A 17,227-nucleotide genomic window follows, 5' to 3' on the forward strand; every position below is an offset into this window, starting at 1 on the left:
AGAACGTTATGGCCCGTGGGGTTAACAAAGTCATTCTGGTCGGCACCTGTGGCCAGGATCCCGAAGTCCGCTACCTGCCCAACGGTAACGCCGTGACCAACCTGAGCCTGGCTACCAGCGAGCAGTGGACCGACAAGCAGTCGGGCCAGAAGGTCGAGCGTACCGAGTGGCACCGTGTGTCGCTGTTCGGCAAGGTTGCCGAAATCGCCGGCGAATACCTGCGCAAGGGTTCGCAGGTGTACATCGAAGGCAAGCTGCAGACCCGCGAGTGGGAAAAAGACGGCATCAAGCGCTACACCACCGAGATCATCGTCGACATCAACGGCACCATGCAGCTGCTGGGCGGCCGTCCGCAGAACCAGCAAGGTGGCGGCGACCAGTACAACCAGGGTGGTGGCAACAACTACAACCAGGGTGGCCAGCAGCAACAATATAACCAGGCGCCACCACGTCAGCAGGCCCAGCGCCCGCAACAGGCTCCTCAGCGCCCAGCGCCGCAGCAGCCAGCGCCGCAGCCGGCGGCTGACTTTGACAGCTTTGATGACGATATTCCGTTCTGATCAGAGCGGTTAGCGTCGAGCTACAGCGAAAACCCAGGGCAAAGTGCTCTGGGTTTTTTTATGCAAGGCGCAAGAGCGCCTGTCCAGAGTTGTGGAGCTGGCTAGACCGGCCCTAGTAAAAAAGTCGCGGTTCCGGCGAGTCCAGCAAGCTGACCAGCTTGGTCAGAGCAAAGCCCAACTCCGCGCGGCTTGGCGTCATCAGTGCGATACGCACGCCGCAGGTGGCAGCGCTGCGCTCCGGCAGGAACTGACTGCCACTCACCACCGTGACGCCGTTGTTGCGCGCCAGGTTGGCAAATTCGTCGCTGGTCCACGGCTCGGGCAGCTCCAGCCAAAGATGGAAACTGTTGGGCTGGCTGCGGACCTTGTAGTTACCCAGGATCTCGCGGGCCATTTGCTGGCGCGCGGCCGCTTCGTCCTGCTGCACCTGCACCAGTTGGTCGGCCATGCCGCTGTTGATCAGGTTGCTGGCCAGTTGCGCCATCAACGGCGAGGGCATCCAGACGCTGCTGCGCACCATCGACGAGAGCCGCGAAAGTGTTTGTGGCGGGGCATAGAGGTAACCGATCCGCAGCGCGGGGAGCACACTTTTGGACAAACTGGTCAGGTACACCGAGCGCTCTGGGGCATAGGCCGCCAACGGCTTGTAGTCAGGTGCCGGTTCAAGGAAGCCATAGATATCGTCATCGACGATAAACAGCTCGAACTCGCGGGCGATCTCGGCGATGGCTTCACGGCGCGCGTGGGGCATGATCGAGTTGGTGGGGTTCTGGTGGGTGGTCACGCACACCAGCAGGGAAGGGCGGTGCTCCAGGCACGCCGCGCGCAAGGCCTCGGGGATTAAACCGTGCTCGTCCATGGCCACGCCGCGCAGGCGGCGCCCCATGCTGTGCGCCAGTGAAATGATGCCCGGGTAGCAGAATGACTCGCACAGGATGACGTCATCGTTCTTGGACAAACTGCTGATGGCCACCAGCAGCCCGTGTTGGGCGCCCGAGGTCAGCACCACCTGCTGCCAGTTCGCTTCGGGTAGCCAGCGTTGAATCCAGGCCGCACCGGCCTGCTTGTGAGTCGCGTGGCCACCCTCGGTGACGTAATCGAGCACCTGGGCCAGGTCGGGGGATTCTGCCAGTTCGTTTATTGCCCCGCGCAACCAGTCGGTCATGTGCGCGTCATTGGGTTTGATGATCGAAAGGTCGATCTGGCCACTCTCGCGCTCGGCTGGCGCAGGCATGGAGCGTACTGCCGAGGCTGGCGCATGCGTCGGGCGTTGCTGCAGCACAAAGGTGCCGCGGCCGACCTCGCCCACCACCAGGCCCCGTTTGGCGGCTTCGTCATAGGCGCGCCCAATGGTGCCAGGCGTCACGTTCAATGATTCAGCCAAGTCCTTGAGGGTCGGCAGGCGATCACCAGCGGTCAGTCGGCCGCTGCCGATGTCCTGTTCAAGGGCGTCGGCGATCATCAGATAGACCGGCTGCGCCAGGTCGCTGTAGTGAGGAACCCACATAGAAATGGCACCAAAGGCTGCAAGAACGCGGAAGCCTAGCACGAATGGTCTGATAGGAGTAATTGTGTTTTCTTGTAGGTAAATTACATCGATTGAGCTGGCTTTTGCCGCTCAGATGAGCGACTGACGCTCTTTCAGCTTCGGCAGAACTCAGCTAGCTGCTTCCGGGTTTACAGTCATTTTTCCAGAAACCTTTTGAAATCAATACGTTGATTGAATCGATGCAATCGATGTGCTCACGGTGTACTGAAATAAATTGAGTCGATTCTATTTTTGTAATTACAATGATTGAGTCGATGCAATTTGCGGGATGCCGCGTTGGCTCCGCTGATCTCATCGCACAGCTGTGAACGGCTTCAAAAAAAGACAACGTCTGCCGCCTCTGCCCGGCTTAGCACGACACCGAATGGCCTCAAGCTAGCTCAATGGAATATCACTCGAAATGGAAAGCGCACACCTGCAACAGGGAGCCGAGCCTCAGACTTCACTGGAGATCCGCCTGCCTTGGGTTACCTCAAGTGCCTGGCAAACCTTGCTGAACAATACCCCCCTCGATTTTGAAACCAGCAAAGAGCTCTACCCTCAGCTCAAGGATCAGGCGCAGGAGGTGCTGGGCAACGCACTGTGCCAGCAGATTCGTGGTTTCGTCGAAGACCCGCAACTGACCAGCATGATCGTGCGCAATTGCCCGCGCGACCGTGACGTACCTCCTACACCGTACTCGGGTGTGCTCAGCCCGCGCAGCACGCCGATTGCCTGCCTGGTCAGCCTGACCATGCAGAGCCTGATGGGCATCAACCCGATCGTTTATGAGGGGGAGAACGACGGCCGGCTGTTCCGCCATGTCATTCCGGCACGCACTTCATCCAGCCACAAGAGCTCCCACGGCTCGCGGCTGCGTTTTTCCTACCACGTCGACAACCCCGACCTGCCGCTGTCATCCGAACCACTCGGTACGGCCTCCTGCTGCCCGGAATACCTGTCGTTCTTTGGCATGCGCTGCGACCCGCGCATCAGCACAACGCTGGTCAACCTCGATGCGGTAGTGGCGGCGCTGCCGTCGGCCACCGTGCGTGAGCTTTGCCTGCCACAGTTCGAAATCCGCCGCCCCGACTCGTTTACCGCCAATCGGCGATGCACCGCCGAGTTGCCCGTGCTGGCGCATGGCAATGCCGGCGAGTGGTTGTGCCGTTTCGACAGCGAGAACACCCACGGCCTGAACCTGCGTGCCGAGCAAGCCCTGGCCAGCTTGCGCGGAGTGCTGGAGACCCGCCGCTTCGACGAGCCACACCTGCTGCTGCCGGGCGACTTCATGATTTTCAAGAATCAGCGTGTGTTGCATGCCCGTGATGGCTTCGAGCCGCAGAACGACGGTGCCGACCGCTGGCTGTTGCGCCTGTTCGCGGTCAACGACCTGAACCGAGTGCATTTCGCCCGTGCGGACCACCTCTACGAAGTGCGCTCCTGATCATTCTCAACGACTCGATGGAAGTAACGATATGGAACTGTTAGGCACTTTCTGGGCGGAACACTGGCTGCTGGCGATCCTGATGCTGGGGGCGATCGCGTTCATTGCAGGCTTCGTCGACAGTATTGCCGGTGGCGGCGGGTTGTTCCTGGTCCCGGGGTTTCTGTTAGTGGGTATGCCGCCCCAGGTGGCCTTGGGGCAAGAAAAACTGGTGAGCACACTCGGCACGCTGGCCGCCATCCGCAACTTTCTGGCCAACAGCAAGATGGTCTGGAAGGTGGCGCTGGTCGGGGTGCCGTTCTCGTTGCTCGGCGCTTATCTGGGGGCGCACCTGATCGTGTCGATCTCCCAGGAGACCGTGGGCAAGATCATCCTGGCGCTGATCCCGTTCGGCATCCTGATCTTCCTCACCCCCAAAGACCGCCCGGTCGAGGAGCGCGAACTGTCCCCGCGCACGCTCTACACCGTGGTGCCGTTGACCTGCCTGACCATCGGCTTCTATGACGGCTTCTTCGGCCCAGGCACCGGCAGCATGTTCATCATCGCTTTCCATTACCTGCTGCGCATGGACCTGGTCTCCAGCTCGGCCAACTCCAAGACCTTCAACTTCGCCTCCAACATCGGCGCGCTGGTGGCGTTCATCATGGCCGGCAAGGTTGTGTACCTGCTGGCCCTGCCACTGGTGGCCTGCAACATTCTCGGCAACCACATGGGCAGTGCCCTGGCCTTGCGCAAAGGCAACGACGTGGTGCGCAAAGTGTTGGTGTTCTCGATGCTGTGCCTGTTCACCAGCCTGGGCGTGAAGTACCTGGTCTGACCTACCTACTTGGAGATAACTGATGAAAACCGCATTCGTAACCGGCGCCTCCTCGGGGTTTGGCCGAGCCATCTGCCGTACGTTGATTGCCAAGGGCTACCGCGTGATCGGTGGCGCCCGGCGCATGGACAAACTGCAGGCGCTGGAGGCTGAGCTGGGGCTTAATTTCATCCCCTTGGCGTTGGATGTCACCGACCCTGCGTCGCTTGAAGCGGCTGTCGAGCAGATTCGTGATGCCTCGCTGCAGATCGATCTGCTGGTCAACAACGCCGGGCTGGCGCTGGGGGTCGATCGCGCCCAGGCCAGCAGCGCCGAGAACTGGCAGCGGATGATCGATACAAACATCACCGGGCTGGCCATGGTCACCCACAAGATCCTGCCGCAGATGGTGGAAGCAGACAGCGGGATGATCATCAACATCGGCTCGATTGCCGGCACCTACCCCTATCCAGGTGGCAACGTGTACGGCGCGAGCAAGGCATTCGTGCGCCAGTTCAGCCTCAACCTGCGTGCCGACCTGGCCGGTACCCGCGTGCGGGTGAGCAATATCGAGCCGGGCCTGTGCTCGGGCACGGACTTTTCGGTGGTGCGCCTGAAGGGCGACCTGGACGCGGTGGAGGCGCTGTACCGCGACGTGGAAGCCATCCTGCCGGAGGACATCGCGGCGACAGTGGCGTGGATCGCCGAGCAGCCCGCGCATGTGAACATCAACACCCTCGAAATCATGCCGGTGGCGCAGAGCAGTGCGGCGCTGAATGTGGTGCGTAATCTGCCCAGGCCGTTGGGCGCTGCTTGATAGAGGGGAGCGCGCAGGGTGTTCGCCGTAACATTTTCGGCGCTCGATCTCACAGGCGCAGAAGCCATTGTGGCGAGCCCCCTGTCATAGCACCTTCCCGATTCTTGACTAGTCTTACCTATCGGCGGCCATCAAAAAACCGCCACCGTGACTACCAAGAGGCGCCGGCCATGTTCCGCGCGTCCACCACCTGATCAGGAGTGCACGATGGACCTCAACCGTCGGCAGTTCTTCAAGGTCGCCGCTGTCGGCCTTGGAGGCTCGAGCCTGGCGGCGTTGGGCATGGCCCCGAAGCCGGCCTTCGCCGAGCAGGTGCGTCACTTCAAGCTGGCGCACACCAAAGAGACTCGCAACACCTGCCCCTACTGCTCGGTCGGCTGCGGCCTGATCATGTACAGCCAGGGTGATGCGGGCAAGAACGTCAAACAGAACATCATCCATATCGAAGGCGACGCCGACCACCCGGTCAACCGGGGCACCCTGTGCCCGAAAGGCGCGGGCCTTCTGGACTTTATCCACAGCCCAAGCCGCCTGCAGTACCCCGAGGTGCGCAAGCCGGGCAGCAAGGAGTGGGTGCGGGTGGAGTGGGACGAGGCGCTCGACCGCGTCGCCGACCTGATGAAGCAGGACCGCGACGCCAACTTCATCGAGAAGAACGCCCAGGGGCAAACCGTCAACCGCTGGCTTACCACCGGTTTTCTCGCCGCCTCCGCCGCCTCCAGCGAGGCCGGCTACCTGACCCACAAGGTTGTTCGTGCAACAGGCATGCTGGGGTTCGATAACCAAGCACGTGTCTGACATGGCCCGACGGTGGCAAGTCTTGCCCCGACGTACGGCCGTGGTGCCATGACCAACCACTGGTCCGATATCGCCAACGCGAATCTGGTCCTGGTGATGGGGGGCAACGCAGCAGAAGCGCATCCGTGCGGCTTCAAATGGGTGACCGAAGCCAAGGCGCACAACAAGGCGCGGCTGATCGTGGTCGACCCGCGGTTTACCCGTACCGCCTCGGTGGCGGACTACTACGCGCCCATCCGCACCGGCAGCGACATCGCCTTCATGGGCGGGCTGATCAATTACCTGCTGAGCACCGACAAGATCCAGCACGAGTACGTGCGCAACTACACCGACGTGTCGTTCATCGTCAAAGAAGGCTATGGCTTCGAGGACGGGCTGTTCAGCGGCTACGACGCGGCCAAGCGCGTGTACGCCGACAAGTCCGGTTGGGGCTACGAGCTGGGTGAGGACGGCTTTGCCAATGTCGACCCGACCTTGCAGCACCCGCGTTGCGTGTTCCAGCTGATGAAGCAGCACTACAGCCGCTACACCCCGGAGCTGGCCAGCATGACCTGTGGCATGCCGCAGGACGCCATGATGAAAATCTGGGAAGAGATCGCCACCTGCTCGGTACCGGGCAAGACCATGACGATTCTCTACGCATTGGGCTGGACCCAGCACTCGATCGGCGCGCAGATCATCCGCAGTGCGGCGATGGTGCAGCTGTTGCTGGGGAACGTCGGCATGCCGGGTGGTGGGGTCAACGCCTTGCGTGGGCACTCCAACATCCAAGGCCTGACCGACCTCGGCCTGCTGTCCAACTCGCTGCCGGGTTACCTGACCCTGGCCGGTGATGCCGAGCAAGACTACGCCGCGTTCATCGACAAGCGTGCCTCCAAGCCGCTGCGACCTGGGCAGCTGTCCTACTGGCAGAATTACGGCAAGTTCCATGTCAGCCTGATGAAGGCCTGGTATGGCGCCAATGCCACGGCGGAAAACAACTGGGGCTACGACTGGCTGCCCAAGCTCGATGTGCCGGCCTACGACGTGCTGCGCATGTTCGAGATGATGGGCCAGGGCAAGGTCAACGGCTACATCTGCCAAGGCTTCAACCCGATTGCCGCGCTGCCGGACAAGAACCGTGTCACCGCCGCGCTAGGCAAGCTCAAGTGGCTGGTGATCATGGACCCGCTGGCCACCGAAACCTCGGAGTTCTGGCGCAATGCCGGGCCGTTCAACGACGTCGACACGGCCAATATCCAGACCGAAGTGATCCGCCTGCCCACCACTTGCTTCGCCGAGGAGGACGGCTCGCTGGTCAACAGCAGCCGCTGGCTGCAATGGCACTGGAAAGGTGCCGACGGCCCGGGCCAGACCCGCACCGACGTGCACATCATGAGCGAGCTGTTCCTGCGCCTGCGCCAACGCTACCAGGCTGAGGGCGGCGCTTACCCCGATGCGCTGATGAACATCAGCTGGCCGTACAAGGTCCCTGAAGAGCCGTCCCCGGAGGAGCTGGCCAAGGAAATGAACGGCTGGGCGGTAACCGACGTCACCGACCCGACCGGCGCGGTGCTCAAGGGCGGGCAACAGTTGTCGGGCTTCGGCCAGCTCAAGGACGACGGCAGTACCGCTTCGGGTTGCTGGATTTTCGCCGGCTGCTGGACCGAGCAAGGCAATCAGATGGCACGCCGCGACAACAGCGACCCGTATGGCATGCACCAGGTGCAGAACTGGGCCTGGGCCTGGCCGGCCAACCGCCGCATCCTCTACAACCGTGCCTCCAGCGACCCGCAAGGCAAGCCATGGGACCCAGACAAAAAACGCCTGGTGTGGTGGAACGGCAAAGCCTGGACCGGTACCGATGTGCCCGACTTCAAGGTCGACTCGCCACCGGAAGCCGGGATGAACCCGTTCATCATGAACCCCGAGGGCGTGGCGCGGTTCTTTGCCATCGACAAGATGGCCGAAGGCCCGTTCCCCGAGCACTACGAGCCGTTCGAAACGCCGATCGGCATCAACCCACTGCACCCGCAGAACAAGAAGGCCACCAGCAACCCGGCCGGGCGCATCTTCGATTCGGTGTGGGACAGCCTCGGCACCCATGATGAATTCCCCTACGCGGCGACTACCTACCGGCTGACCGAGCACTTCCACTTCTGGAGCAAGCATTGCCGGCTCAACGCGATCGCCCAGCCCGAGCAGTTCGTCGAGATCGGCGAGGTGCTGGCGAATGAGAAGGGCATCAAGGCAGGTGACCGGGTGCGGGTGTCGAGCAAGCGCGGGCATATCGACGCGGTGGCGGTGGTGACCAAGCGGATTCGCCCGCTGCAGGTCAACAACCAGACCGTGCACCAGATCGGCATCCCGTTGCACTGGGGCTTCACCGGGGCGACCCGGCACGGCTACCTGACCAACACCCTGGTGCCGTTCCTGGGTGATGGTAATACCCAGACGCCGGAGTCCAAGTCGTTCCTCGTCAAAGTGGAGAAACTCTGATGGCCAGCCAAGACATCATCGCCCGCTCGGCCACCACCACCGTGCCGCCCTCGGTACGCCAGCAGGAGGAAGTCGCCAAGCTGATCGACACCACCAAGTGCATCGGCTGCAAGGCCTGCCAGGTGGCGTGTTCGGAGTGGAACGAGCTGCGTGACGAGGTTGGCCACAACCACGGCACCTACGACAACCCCCAGGACCTCACGGCCGAGACCTGGACCCTGATGCGCTTCACCGAGCACGAGCGCGACGACGGCAACCTGGAGTGGCTGATCCGCAAGGATGGCTGCATGCACTGCGCCGACCCCGGTTGCCTGAAGGCCTGCCCGAGCCCGGGGGCGATCATCAAGCACGCCAACGGTATCGTCGATTTCAACCAGGACCACTGCATCGGTTGCGGCTACTGCATCACCGGCTGCCCGTTCAACATCCCGCGCATCTCGCAGAAGGACCACAAGGCGTACAAGTGCACGCTGTGTTCCGACCGGGTGAGCGTGGGGCTGGAGCCGGCCTGTGTGAAAACCTGCCCGACCGGGGCGATCGTTTTCGGCAGCAAGGACGAGATGAAGGTGCATGCCGCCGAGCGCATCGTCGACCTCAAGTCACGTGGCTACGACAACGCCGGGCTGTACGACCCGGACGGCGTCGGCGGCACCCACGTGATGTACGTGCTGCACCATGCCGACACGCCCCGGCTGTACGCCGGCCTGCCGGACCAGCCGGTGATCAGCCCGCTGGTAGGTTTGTGGAAGGGCTTCACCAAGCCGCTGGCGCTGTTGGCCATGGGCGCGGCGGTGCTGGCTGGGTTCTTCCACTATGTGCGGGTTGGCCCGCAGCGGGTCGAAGAGGACGAGCACCCCACGCCGCCTGATGACAGCGTGCACCAGGTGGACCCTGCGGTGCATGTGTACGATCCGAAGCAGCCCGGTGGGCAAGGGGAGCAACGGCCATGAACCACAACAAGCCTATCCTGCGTTACAACGCCAACGAGCGGACCAACCACTGGATTGTCGCCATTCTGTTTTTCATGGCCGGGCTGTCTGGGCTGGCGCTGTTCCATCCGGCCCTGTTCTGGCTAAGCCACCTATTCGGCGGTGGGCCGTGGACACGCATTCTGCACCCGTTCATGGGCGTGGCCATGTTCGTGTTCTTCCTCGGCCTGGTGGTGCGTTTCTGGCGCGCCAACTTCATCACCGCCAACGACCGCCTGTGGCTGCGCCGCATCGACCGGGTGATGGTCAACCGTGAAGACGGCGTGCCGCCCATTGGCAAGTACAACGCCGGGCAGAAGCTGCTGTTCTGGACGCTGCTGCTGTGCATGCTGGTGCTGTTGCTGAGCGGTGTGGTCATCTGGCGCGCGTACTTCAGCCATTTCTTCGATATCGGCTCCATTCGCCTGGCTACCTTGCTGCATGCGCTGGCGGGTTTTGTGCTCATCCTTAGCATCATTGTGCACATCTACGCCGGTATCTGGATCAAGGGCTCCATTGGCGCCATGCTGCATGGCTGGGTCAGCCGCGCCTGGGCCCGCAAACATCATGAGCTGTGGTACCGCGAGGTGACCGGCGACAAGCAGCCAGGTGATCACGGACGTAAAGAAGGATGAGTACATGAGTACGATACTCGTACCCGGGCAGATCGAGGCGTCGGCGGTGGCGCCACCCTTTTTGCACCTGCCACCGAAGGGCTTGTTCGCCCTGCGTGCCGAGCGGCTGGAGCTGCTCGCTGAAGGTAATGCCCTTGGCGATTACCTGTGGCTGATCGCCCGGCTGTGCCACCTCCAGCAGTGGCTTGTGGATAACCCGCCTGGTGCTTTGCCTGTGGCCGAAGACCGCCAGCGCCTGTGCGTCAGTCATGGGCTGCCGCCGCTGGCAGCCGACAGCCTGGTGCGAGAAGGGCCGTGGCTGGTCTGGCTGCAGGTGTTGCTCGATCAGTTCGGTGAAGCGGCCAAAGGGCCGTTGGCTGAAGCGCTGCAGGCACTGCGCAAAAGTGACGACGGCCAGCGCAAGGGCTGGGGCATCGCGTTGCTGGCGGGGCAGTTCGATGCCGTGCCGGCCGCGGTTGTGCCGTTTCTGGGCGCGGCGCTGCAAGCCGCCTGGTCCTATTGGCTGCTGGCGCTACCGGCCTGCGAACTCAAGCCGGCCGGCAGCCTGGCCCAGTGCCCGGCCTGCGGGTCGCCGGCGTTGGCCGGTGTGGTGCGTAACCGTGGCAAGCATAACGGCCTGCGTTACCTGGCCTGCTCGTTGTGTGCCTGCGAGTGGCATGTGGTGCGGGTCAAGTGCGTGTACTGCGAGTCGAGCAAGGACCTGCGCTATACCAGCTTGGAGGATGATCGCCATGCGCCGGGCAAGGCGCCGTTGCAGGCTGAGTGTTGCCCGGGGTGCAGCACCTACCTGAAGCAGCATTATCTGGAGAACGATGCCGCTGCCGAGCCGCTGGCCGATGACCTGGCCAGCCTGGCGCTGGATATCCGGCTGGATGAGGAAGGGTTTCATCGCCTGGCGCCAAACCTGCTGCTGGCGCCGGGCGGTGGGTGAGTGTCTACACTGCAAGATCGAGTCGCGCCCTTCGCGGGGCAAGCCCGCTCCCACAGGTACTTCGCTGTATTCGGAACCAGCAAGTTCTCTGTGGGAGCGGGCTTGCCCCGCGAAAGGGCCAGAACAGACAACGGATCAGCTGAAGGTAGTACCTGATGTCTTCAAGCCTCGCCAACGACACCCCACGCCTGCCTTCCATCGACACCCTCCTGCGTCATCCGGCCTGCCTCCCGCTGATCGACCGCCACGGCCGCGACGCTGTGCTCGCCACCCTCCGCCAACTGCTCGACGACCTGCGCGAGCCCGCCCATCTGGGCCAACTCAGCACCGCCGAGTTGGCCGCAGAGGTACTGCTCGGCCGCACTGGCGAGCGCCTGGCTATCCAGCAACGCAGCCAGGTCCGCCGGGTGTTCAACCTCACCGGCACCGTGCTGCACACCAACCTCGGCCGCGCTCTGTTGCCGGAAGAGGCCATCGACGCCATGCAGACCGCCGCCCGTTACCCGCTCAACCTGGAATTCGACCTGGCCACCGGCAAGCGCGGCGACCGTGACGACTTGATTGAAGGCCTGATCCGCGAATTGACCGGTGCCGAAGCCGTTACCGTGGTCAACAACAATGCCGCAGCGGTGCTGCTGGCGCTGAACAGCCTGGGGGCGCGCAAGGAGGGCATCATCTCCCGAGGCGAGCTGATCGAGATCGGCGGGGCCTTTCGCATCCCCGACATCATGGCCCGTGCAGGCGTACGGCTGCACGAGATCGGGACCACCAACCGCACCCATGCGCGCGACTACGAGGCCGCCATCGGCCCGCGCACCGGCCTGCTGATGCGCGTGCACTGCAGCAACTACAGCATCCAAGGGTTCACGACCCAGGTGCCTACCGCCGAGCTGGCGCGCATTGCCCATCACCATGAACTGCCGCTGCTCGAAGACCTGGGCAGCGGCAGCTTACTCGACCTTACCCGCTGGGGCCTGCCCGCCGAACCGACCGTGCGCCAGGCACTGGCAGATGGCGCCGATATCGTCACCTTCAGCGGCGACAAGCTGCTTGGCGGGCCACAAGCCGGGATCATCGTCGGGCGCAAGGACTTGATCGCCACGATCAAGAAGAACCCCCTCAAACGTGCACTGCGCGTCGACAAGATCACCCTCGCTGCCCTTGAAGCGGTGCTGGCGCTGTACCGCAACCCGGACCGGCTGGCCGAGCGCTTGCCTAGCCTGCGCCTGCTGACCCGCAGCCAGGCCGAGATCCATGCCCAGGCCGAGCGCCTGGCGCCCGAACTCAACGCCCGCCTCGATGGGCAATGGGCGGTCAGTGTGGAACCGGCACTGGGCATGATTGGCAGCGGCAGCCAGCCGGTGGCGCGCCTGCCCAGCGCCGCGTTGTGCCTGCGCCCGCAGGTGTCGAAGAAGCTGCGCGGGCGCAGCCTGCATGTGCTGGAGCGCGCCTTGCGCGAGCTGCCGGTGCCGGTGCTGGGGCGTATCGACGACGATGCGCTGTGGCTCGACCTGCGCCAGCTGGACGATGAAGCCCAGTGGCTGGCGCAGCTGCCTGCCCTGCAACTGGGGCCGGTGCAGTGATCGTCGGTACCGCTGGCCATATCGACCACGGCAAGACGGCGCTGCTGCAGGCCTTGACCGGGCAGGCTGGCGACCACCGTCAGGAAGAACGCGAACGCGGCATGACCATCGACCTCGGCTATCGCTATGCCGCACTGGCCGAAGGTGCGCCACTGACGGGCTTCATCGATGTGCCGGGCCATGAGCGCTTTATCCACAACATGCTGGCAGGGGCGCACGGCATCGACCTGGTGTTGCTGGTGGTGGCTGCGGACGACGGCGTCATGCCGCAAACCCGCGAGCACCTGGCGATCATCGAGTTGCTGGGCATTCCTCAGGCGTTAGTGGCGGTCAGCAAATGCGACCGGGTAGCGCCGGCTCGCCTGGCCGAAGTGCACGCGCAGATCGCCGCGCTGCTGGCGCCGGGGCCGTATGCAGGGACCTCGCAGTATGCACTGTCGAGCATCACGGGCGAGGGTGTGGAGGCATTGCGCCAGGCACTCCTGCAGGCGCAAGGGCGGGTGCGGCAGCGCAGTGTGCGCGGCGGTTTTCGCCTGGCCATCGACCGCGCCTTCGCGGTGTCTGGCGCCGGCGTGGTGGTCACCGGCACGGCATTGGCCGGCCAGGTCAGTGCGGGTGACACCCTGTCGTTGGGCAAGGCTGGCAAACCCGTGCGAGTGCGCGGCCTGCATGCCCAGAGCCAGGCCGCGCTGATGGCCGAAGCGGGCCAACGGGTGGCGCTGAACATCGCTGCCGAGCGGTTGGCCGTCGAACAGGTACACCGGGGTGACTGGCTGGTGCCCGAATGGCTGCACGCCCCCAGCGTTCGGGTCGATATCGAGCTGACGTTGCTGGCGGGGGAAACCCGCCCGTTCGAGCATTTCAGCGCTGTGCACGTCCACCTCGGCACTCAGGATGTGACCGCCCGCGTGGCGCTGCTCGAAGGTGAGGTACTGCTGGCCGGCCAGCGCATGTTTGCCCAGTTGCTACTCAACGCGCCGCTGCAGGCCGTGCATGGCGACCGGCTGGTGCTGCGCGACCAGCGCGCCCAGCGCACGCTGGGGGGCGGGTGGGTGCTTGACCCGTTTGCGCCCAGTCGGCAGCGTCGCAGCGAGGCGCGGCTGCGCCAGTTGCAGGTGCTGCGTGATGCCGAGGGCCTGGAGCAAGCGTTACCCGCCTTGTTGGATGCCGCGCCCGCAGGGCTCGACCCGCAGCGGCTGGAGCGGCAGTTCAACCGCCTGCGTGCGAGCTGGCAGTTGCCCGCGAATGTTCTAGTGATTGCCACGCGCCAGGGGCCGCTGCTATTTGCCCGTGCGACGTGGGGGGCGTTGAAACAGCAGGTGCTGGAGCAACTGGCACTGTTTCATCAGCAGGAGCCCGACCAGCTCGGCCCGGACCGCGACCGTTTGCGGCGCTTTGCTGCATTGCCGCTGGAACGTCCGGCGTTTGTCAGCCTGCTGGATGAATTGCTTGATGAGGGGCAGGTTGCCAGCAGCGGCCCGTGGTTACACCTGCCCGATCACAAGGTGCAATTGAGTGAGGCCGATAGCGCGCTATGGGCGCGGTTGGAACCCCGCTTGCTGGAAGGCCAGTACGACCCGCCGTGGGTGCGGACGCTGGCCAGTGAATTGGGCTGCGCCGAAACGGATGTACGCTTGCTGATGCGCAAGCTGGCCAGGCTGGGCCTGGTGCACCAGGTGGTGCGGGACCTGTTCTACCCAGCAGCGACGGTACAGCGCATGGCCGCGCTGCTGCTTGGCCAGGTAAGTGAAGCGCCGGTAGTGCAGGTGGCTGCGTTTCGCGATATGTTGGGCATCGGTCGCAAGCGCAGTGTGCAGATTCTTGAGTATTTCGACCGCATCGGCCTGACCCGCCGGGTGGCCGACCAGCGTTACATCCGCGCCGACAGCGCCCTGGCCCAACAGCAGGCCAGGCACTGAGTTCAAGGAAGGCAATCGCGCCCGGTGGCGCGGCCGGGCTTCAAACCCGGTTGGGGACGGCAGCCGTTCCCGGGCAGGTTCGACTCCCGCTGCCTTCCGCCATTAACTTCTCCCTTTAGGGCCTCTTCGCGGGTTTACCCGCGAAGCGGCCCTAAAGGCTGAAAGCTAAGCCCGCTCCCCACAGAGGTCCAGCGCAAACCACTGCTCAGCAGCTTCTGCACCCAGCCCAGCCCCCAGCAGCGCAAACAGTTTGCCCAGCGCTGCCTCACGGGTCATGCCGCCGCCACTGACCAGCCCAGCGCCACGCAGTCGGTTACCCGCCGCATAGGTATCGAACACCACCGACCCTTCCGGGCATTGGCTGATCGCAACCAGCACCACCCCCCGCTGACGCGCCGCTTGCAGTACGTCCAGCAATGCCTGGTCATCCGAGGGCCCTGTGCCGCTGCCGTAGCACTCCAGCAGCAAGCCTTGCACGCCGCTGTCGAGCACTGCCCGCAGATGCCCGGCCTGCAAGCCAGGGAACACCGGCATCACCGCCAGGTTGACCGGCTGGCGCGGCTGCTGGTAGCCAAGCTCGGCGGGCAGGGTGGTGGCACGCTCACCGTCGCGATGGCGCGGCAGCGCGGCAAAGGCATCGAAGGCCTCGCTGCGCAGTTTCGAGGCCCGGCAGCCGTGCAGCAACTGCCCGTGGAAGTACAGCTGCACGCCGTCTTCCAGGCCTCGTTCGAACTGGCGCAGGGCGCCGCACAGGTTGTCCCAGGCATCGCTGCCCGGTGCACCGGCCGGCAACATCGAGCCGGTCAACAGCACCGGCACCGGCAAGCCAAGCAGCAGGAACGACAATGCCGCGGCGCTGTGAGCCAGGGTGTCGGTGCCATGCAGGACCAGCACCGCATCATGGCCGGCAACGTCCACCGCCTCGACGATGGCATCGCGCATGGCCAGCCAGTTGTGCTGCTGCATGTTGGCGCTGTCGAGCAGCGGGTTCATTTCCTGCAGTGTCCAGTGCAGCTGGGGTGCATCGGCCATCTGGGCGAAATGCTCGCGCATCCGCGCCTCAAAACCACCCGCTGGCGCCAGGCCTTCAGGGGTTTCGAGCATGCCGATGGTGCCGCCGGTGTAGAGGACGAGAAGATTCTTTACTGCGCGCATGGAGATCATCCGAGGCGGTAAGCGGAGAAAGAAAAGCCGCCCGCAGGTGGGGCGGCTGGGCAGGGCAGGATATCAGCGCTGAAGCTGGGCTTGGCCCACGGCTTTGTCAGCGGCTGTTTCGGCCTGCGTGTTGGCAGGCCAGGCATTGCGGTCCAGGTCCAGGTCAGCAAACTTGGCCGAATCGAACACTGGCTGCTTGATGCCAGCCTTGCGCTGATCGTCGTAGTCGCGCATCACCCGCAGGCCGACCTTGAACAGCAGGGCCAGGGCGACCAGGTTGACGAAGGCCAGGCAGGTCATGGTGATGTCGGCGAAGGCGAACACGGTCGACAGGTCCTGCATCGAGCCCCACACCACCAGCGCCAGCACCAGGCCGCGGAACAGCATCAGCACGGCACGGTTGCGGGTCAGGAACTGCAGGCTGTTTTCGCCCAAGTAGTAGTTGTAGAGGATGCAGGTGAAGACGAACAGCGACAGCGCGACGCTGACGAACAGGCGCCCCCAGTCACCGACCACGGCGGCCAGCGAGTTTTGGGTCAGGACGATGCCGTCACCTTCAAAGCCTGGGGTGTAGAAGCCCGACAGCAGGATCAGCAGTGCGGTGCAGGTGCAGATCACGAAGGTGTCGAGGAACACGCTGAACGCCTGGACCACGCCTTGCGCGCCCGGGTGCTTCACGGCCGCCACGGCAGCGACGTTGGGCGCACTGCCCAGGCCCGCTTCGTTGGCGAATACGCCACGCTTCACGCCCATGACGATGGCACTGCCCAGCAGGCCGCCGAACGCAGGGTCGAGGCCGAAGGCGCTCTTGAAGATGGTTTCCAGCATGGCTGGCACGTGCTCGATCTGGGTGCCGATCACGTACAGCGTCACGCCGATGTAGGCCAGCGTCTTGACCGGTACCAACAGGTCAGACACGGCGGCGATGCGCTTGATGCCACCGAGGAAGGTGATGGCCAGCAGCACGGCCAGGACGATACCGGTGTGTTTAGGGTCGAAGGCAAAGGCGTTCTGCAGCGAGTGGGTCACGGTGTACGACTGCAGGCCAATGAAGGCGAAGCCGTAGGTGACCAGCAGCAGGATCGAGAACACGATGGCCATGTTCTTGCGCTTCAGGCCGTGCTGGATGTAGTAGGCCGGGCCACCACGGTACAGGCCGTCACCGTCTGCGCGTTTGTAGACCTGGGCCAGCGTGCATTCGAAGAAGCTGCTGGACATGCCCACCAGCGCGGTGACCCACATCCAGAAGACCGCGCCTGGGCCGCCCAGGGTCACGGCAATGCCAACACCGGCGATGTTACCGGCGCCAACGCGGCCGGCGAGGCTCAGCATCAGGGCCTGGAAGGAGCTCAGCTGGCCTGCCTGGCCACGCAGCGATTCCTTGAACACACCGAACATGTGGGCGAAATGGCGGAACTGGACGAACCGCGAGCGGATGGTGAAGTAACCGCCGAGACCGACGATCAACACGATGAGGAGTTTCCCGGACAGGAAATCGTTGAGTACTTCGAGCATTAAAATGACCTCGATTCTTATTCTTCGTGTGGAATGACCAGCGGACGGCAGGCGCACCGCTATCGTTGGGGCGCATGTTTGGCTATGACAAGAGTGG

General features: G+C 63.8%; 13 protein-coding genes and 1 tRNA gene. 11 read left to right on the top strand and 3 right to left on the bottom strand.

Going from position 1 to position 17,227, the window contains the following annotated elements; translation table 11 throughout:
* Nucleotides 1-8 precede the first annotated feature (8 nt).
* Complete coding sequence (locus tag LOY53_RS02545) at nucleotides 9-560, top strand: single-stranded DNA-binding protein (protein WP_027594878.1); 552 nt, start codon at nucleotides 9-11, stop codon at nucleotides 558-560.
* A 112-nt stretch (nucleotides 561-672) separates the two neighbouring features.
* Here LOY53_RS02545 and LOY53_RS02550 read toward each other — a convergent pair whose 3' ends face one another.
* Nucleotides 673-2,067, bottom strand: coding sequence for a PLP-dependent aminotransferase family protein (locus LOY53_RS02550; protein WP_258703558.1), 1,395 nt, complete (start codon nucleotides 2,065-2,067; stop codon nucleotides 673-675).
* Between the two features lie 442 nt (nucleotides 2,068-2,509).
* Here LOY53_RS02550 and LOY53_RS02555 point away from each other — a divergent pair, with 442 nt between their 5' ends.
* The 10 genes from LOY53_RS02555 to LOY53_RS02600 all read left to right on the top strand — a co-directional run bounded on the left by LOY53_RS02555 (nucleotide 2,510) and on the right by LOY53_RS02600 (nucleotide 14,562).
* Complete coding sequence (locus tag LOY53_RS02555; RefSeq protein ID WP_099452747.1) at nucleotides 2,510-3,535, top strand: TauD/TfdA family dioxygenase; 1,026 nt, start codon at nucleotides 2,510-2,512, stop codon at nucleotides 3,533-3,535.
* A 31-nt stretch (nucleotides 3,536-3,566) separates the two neighbouring features.
* Nucleotides 3,567-4,352, top strand: a complete 786-nt coding sequence (locus LOY53_RS02560; protein ID WP_252826545.1) for a TSUP family transporter — start codon at nucleotides 3,567-3,569, stop codon at nucleotides 4,350-4,352.
* 22 nt (nucleotides 4,353-4,374) lie between these two features.
* Entirely contained in the window at nucleotides 4,375-5,148 is a 774-nt protein-coding gene (locus LOY53_RS02565; protein WP_252826546.1) for an SDR family NAD(P)-dependent oxidoreductase, read from the top strand.
* 207 nt (nucleotides 5,149-5,355) lie between these two features.
* Entirely contained in the window at nucleotides 5,356-8,424 is a 3,069-nt protein-coding gene (gene fdnG, locus LOY53_RS02570; protein ID WP_258703559.1) for a formate dehydrogenase-N subunit alpha, read from the top strand.
* On the top strand, nucleotides 8,424-9,374 hold the full coding sequence (gene fdxH / locus LOY53_RS02575) for a formate dehydrogenase subunit beta (protein ID WP_027594885.1): 951 nt from the start codon (nucleotides 8,424-8,426) through the stop codon (nucleotides 9,372-9,374). The genes fdnG and fdxH overlap by 1 nt, the downstream gene beginning before the upstream one ends.
* Nucleotides 9,371-10,027 (top strand): formate dehydrogenase subunit gamma, encoded by a 657-nt coding sequence (locus tag LOY53_RS02580; RefSeq protein ID WP_027594886.1) that lies wholly within the window; start codon nucleotides 9,371-9,373, stop codon nucleotides 10,025-10,027. Before fdxH ends, LOY53_RS02580 begins: the two co-directional genes overlap by 4 nt.
* Before the next feature lie 4 nt (nucleotides 10,028-10,031).
* Nucleotides 10,032-10,958 carry a formate dehydrogenase accessory protein FdhE gene (gene fdhE / locus LOY53_RS02585; RefSeq protein WP_258703560.1) on the top strand — a complete coding sequence of 309 codons (927 nt, stop codon included), beginning with the start codon at nucleotides 10,032-10,034 and terminating at the stop codon, nucleotides 10,956-10,958.
* A 155-nt stretch (nucleotides 10,959-11,113) separates the two neighbouring features.
* Complete coding sequence (gene selA / locus LOY53_RS02590; RefSeq protein ID WP_252826549.1) at nucleotides 11,114-12,541, top strand: L-seryl-tRNA(Sec) selenium transferase; 1,428 nt, start codon at nucleotides 11,114-11,116, stop codon at nucleotides 12,539-12,541.
* On the top strand, nucleotides 12,538-14,460 hold the full coding sequence (selB, locus tag LOY53_RS02595; protein ID WP_252826550.1) for a selenocysteine-specific translation elongation factor: 1,923 nt from the start codon (nucleotides 12,538-12,540) through the stop codon (nucleotides 14,458-14,460). The genes selA and selB overlap by 4 nt, the downstream gene beginning before the upstream one ends.
* A 6-nt stretch (nucleotides 14,461-14,466) precedes the next feature.
* Nucleotides 14,467-14,562 (top strand) — tRNA-Sec (locus tag LOY53_RS02600).
* A gap of 63 nt (nucleotides 14,563-14,625) precedes the next feature.
* Here LOY53_RS02600 and LOY53_RS02605 read toward each other — a convergent pair.
* Together LOY53_RS02605 and LOY53_RS02610 are read right to left on the bottom strand one after the other, a co-directional pair.
* Nucleotides 14,626-15,615, bottom strand: a complete 990-nt coding sequence (locus LOY53_RS02605) for an asparaginase (RefSeq protein ID WP_252826551.1) — start codon at nucleotides 15,613-15,615, stop codon at nucleotides 14,626-14,628.
* Nucleotides 15,616-15,687: 72 nt separating this feature from the next.
* On the bottom strand, nucleotides 15,688-17,130 hold the full coding sequence (locus LOY53_RS02610; RefSeq protein WP_027594891.1) for a sodium:alanine symporter family protein: 1,443 nt from the start codon (nucleotides 17,128-17,130) through the stop codon (nucleotides 15,688-15,690).
* Nucleotides 17,131-17,227 lie beyond the last annotated feature (97 nt).

The organism is Pseudomonas sp. B21-031 (assembly GCF_024748985.1).
Taxonomy (GTDB): Bacteria; Pseudomonadota; Gammaproteobacteria; order Pseudomonadales; family Pseudomonadaceae; genus Aquipseudomonas; species Aquipseudomonas kermanshahensis.

What these genes read in the sequence shown, in the direction of transcription:
- LOY53_RS02545 (WP_027594878.1), top strand. Translation starts at nt 9, where the DNA reads ATGGCCCGTGGGGTTAACAAAGTCATTCTGGTCGGCACCTGTGGCCAG.
- LOY53_RS02550 (WP_258703558.1), bottom strand. Translation starts at nt 2,067, where the DNA reads ATGTGGGTTCCTCACTACAGCGACCTGGCGCAGCCGGTCTATCTGATG.
- LOY53_RS02555 (WP_099452747.1), top strand. Translation starts at nt 2,510, where the DNA reads ATGGAAAGCGCACACCTGCAACAGGGAGCCGAGCCTCAGACTTCACTG.
- LOY53_RS02560 (WP_252826545.1), top strand. Translation starts at nt 3,567, where the DNA reads ATGGAACTGTTAGGCACTTTCTGGGCGGAACACTGGCTGCTGGCGATC.
- LOY53_RS02565 (WP_252826546.1), top strand. Translation starts at nt 4,375, where the DNA reads ATGAAAACCGCATTCGTAACCGGCGCCTCCTCGGGGTTTGGCCGAGCC.
- fdxH (WP_027594885.1), top strand. Translation starts at nt 8,424, where the DNA reads ATGGCCAGCCAAGACATCATCGCCCGCTCGGCCACCACCACCGTGCCG.
- LOY53_RS02580 (WP_027594886.1), top strand. Translation starts at nt 9,371, where the DNA reads ATGAACCACAACAAGCCTATCCTGCGTTACAACGCCAACGAGCGGACC.
- fdhE (WP_258703560.1), top strand. Translation starts at nt 10,032, where the DNA reads ATGAGTACGATACTCGTACCCGGGCAGATCGAGGCGTCGGCGGTGGCG.
- selA (WP_252826549.1), top strand. Translation starts at nt 11,114, where the DNA reads ATGTCTTCAAGCCTCGCCAACGACACCCCACGCCTGCCTTCCATCGAC.
- LOY53_RS02605 (WP_252826551.1), bottom strand. Translation starts at nt 15,615, where the DNA reads ATGCGCGCAGTAAAGAATCTTCTCGTCCTCTACACCGGCGGCACCATC.
- LOY53_RS02610 (WP_027594891.1), bottom strand. Translation starts at nt 17,130, where the DNA reads ATGCTCGAAGTACTCAACGATTTCCTGTCCGGGAAACTCCTCATCGTG.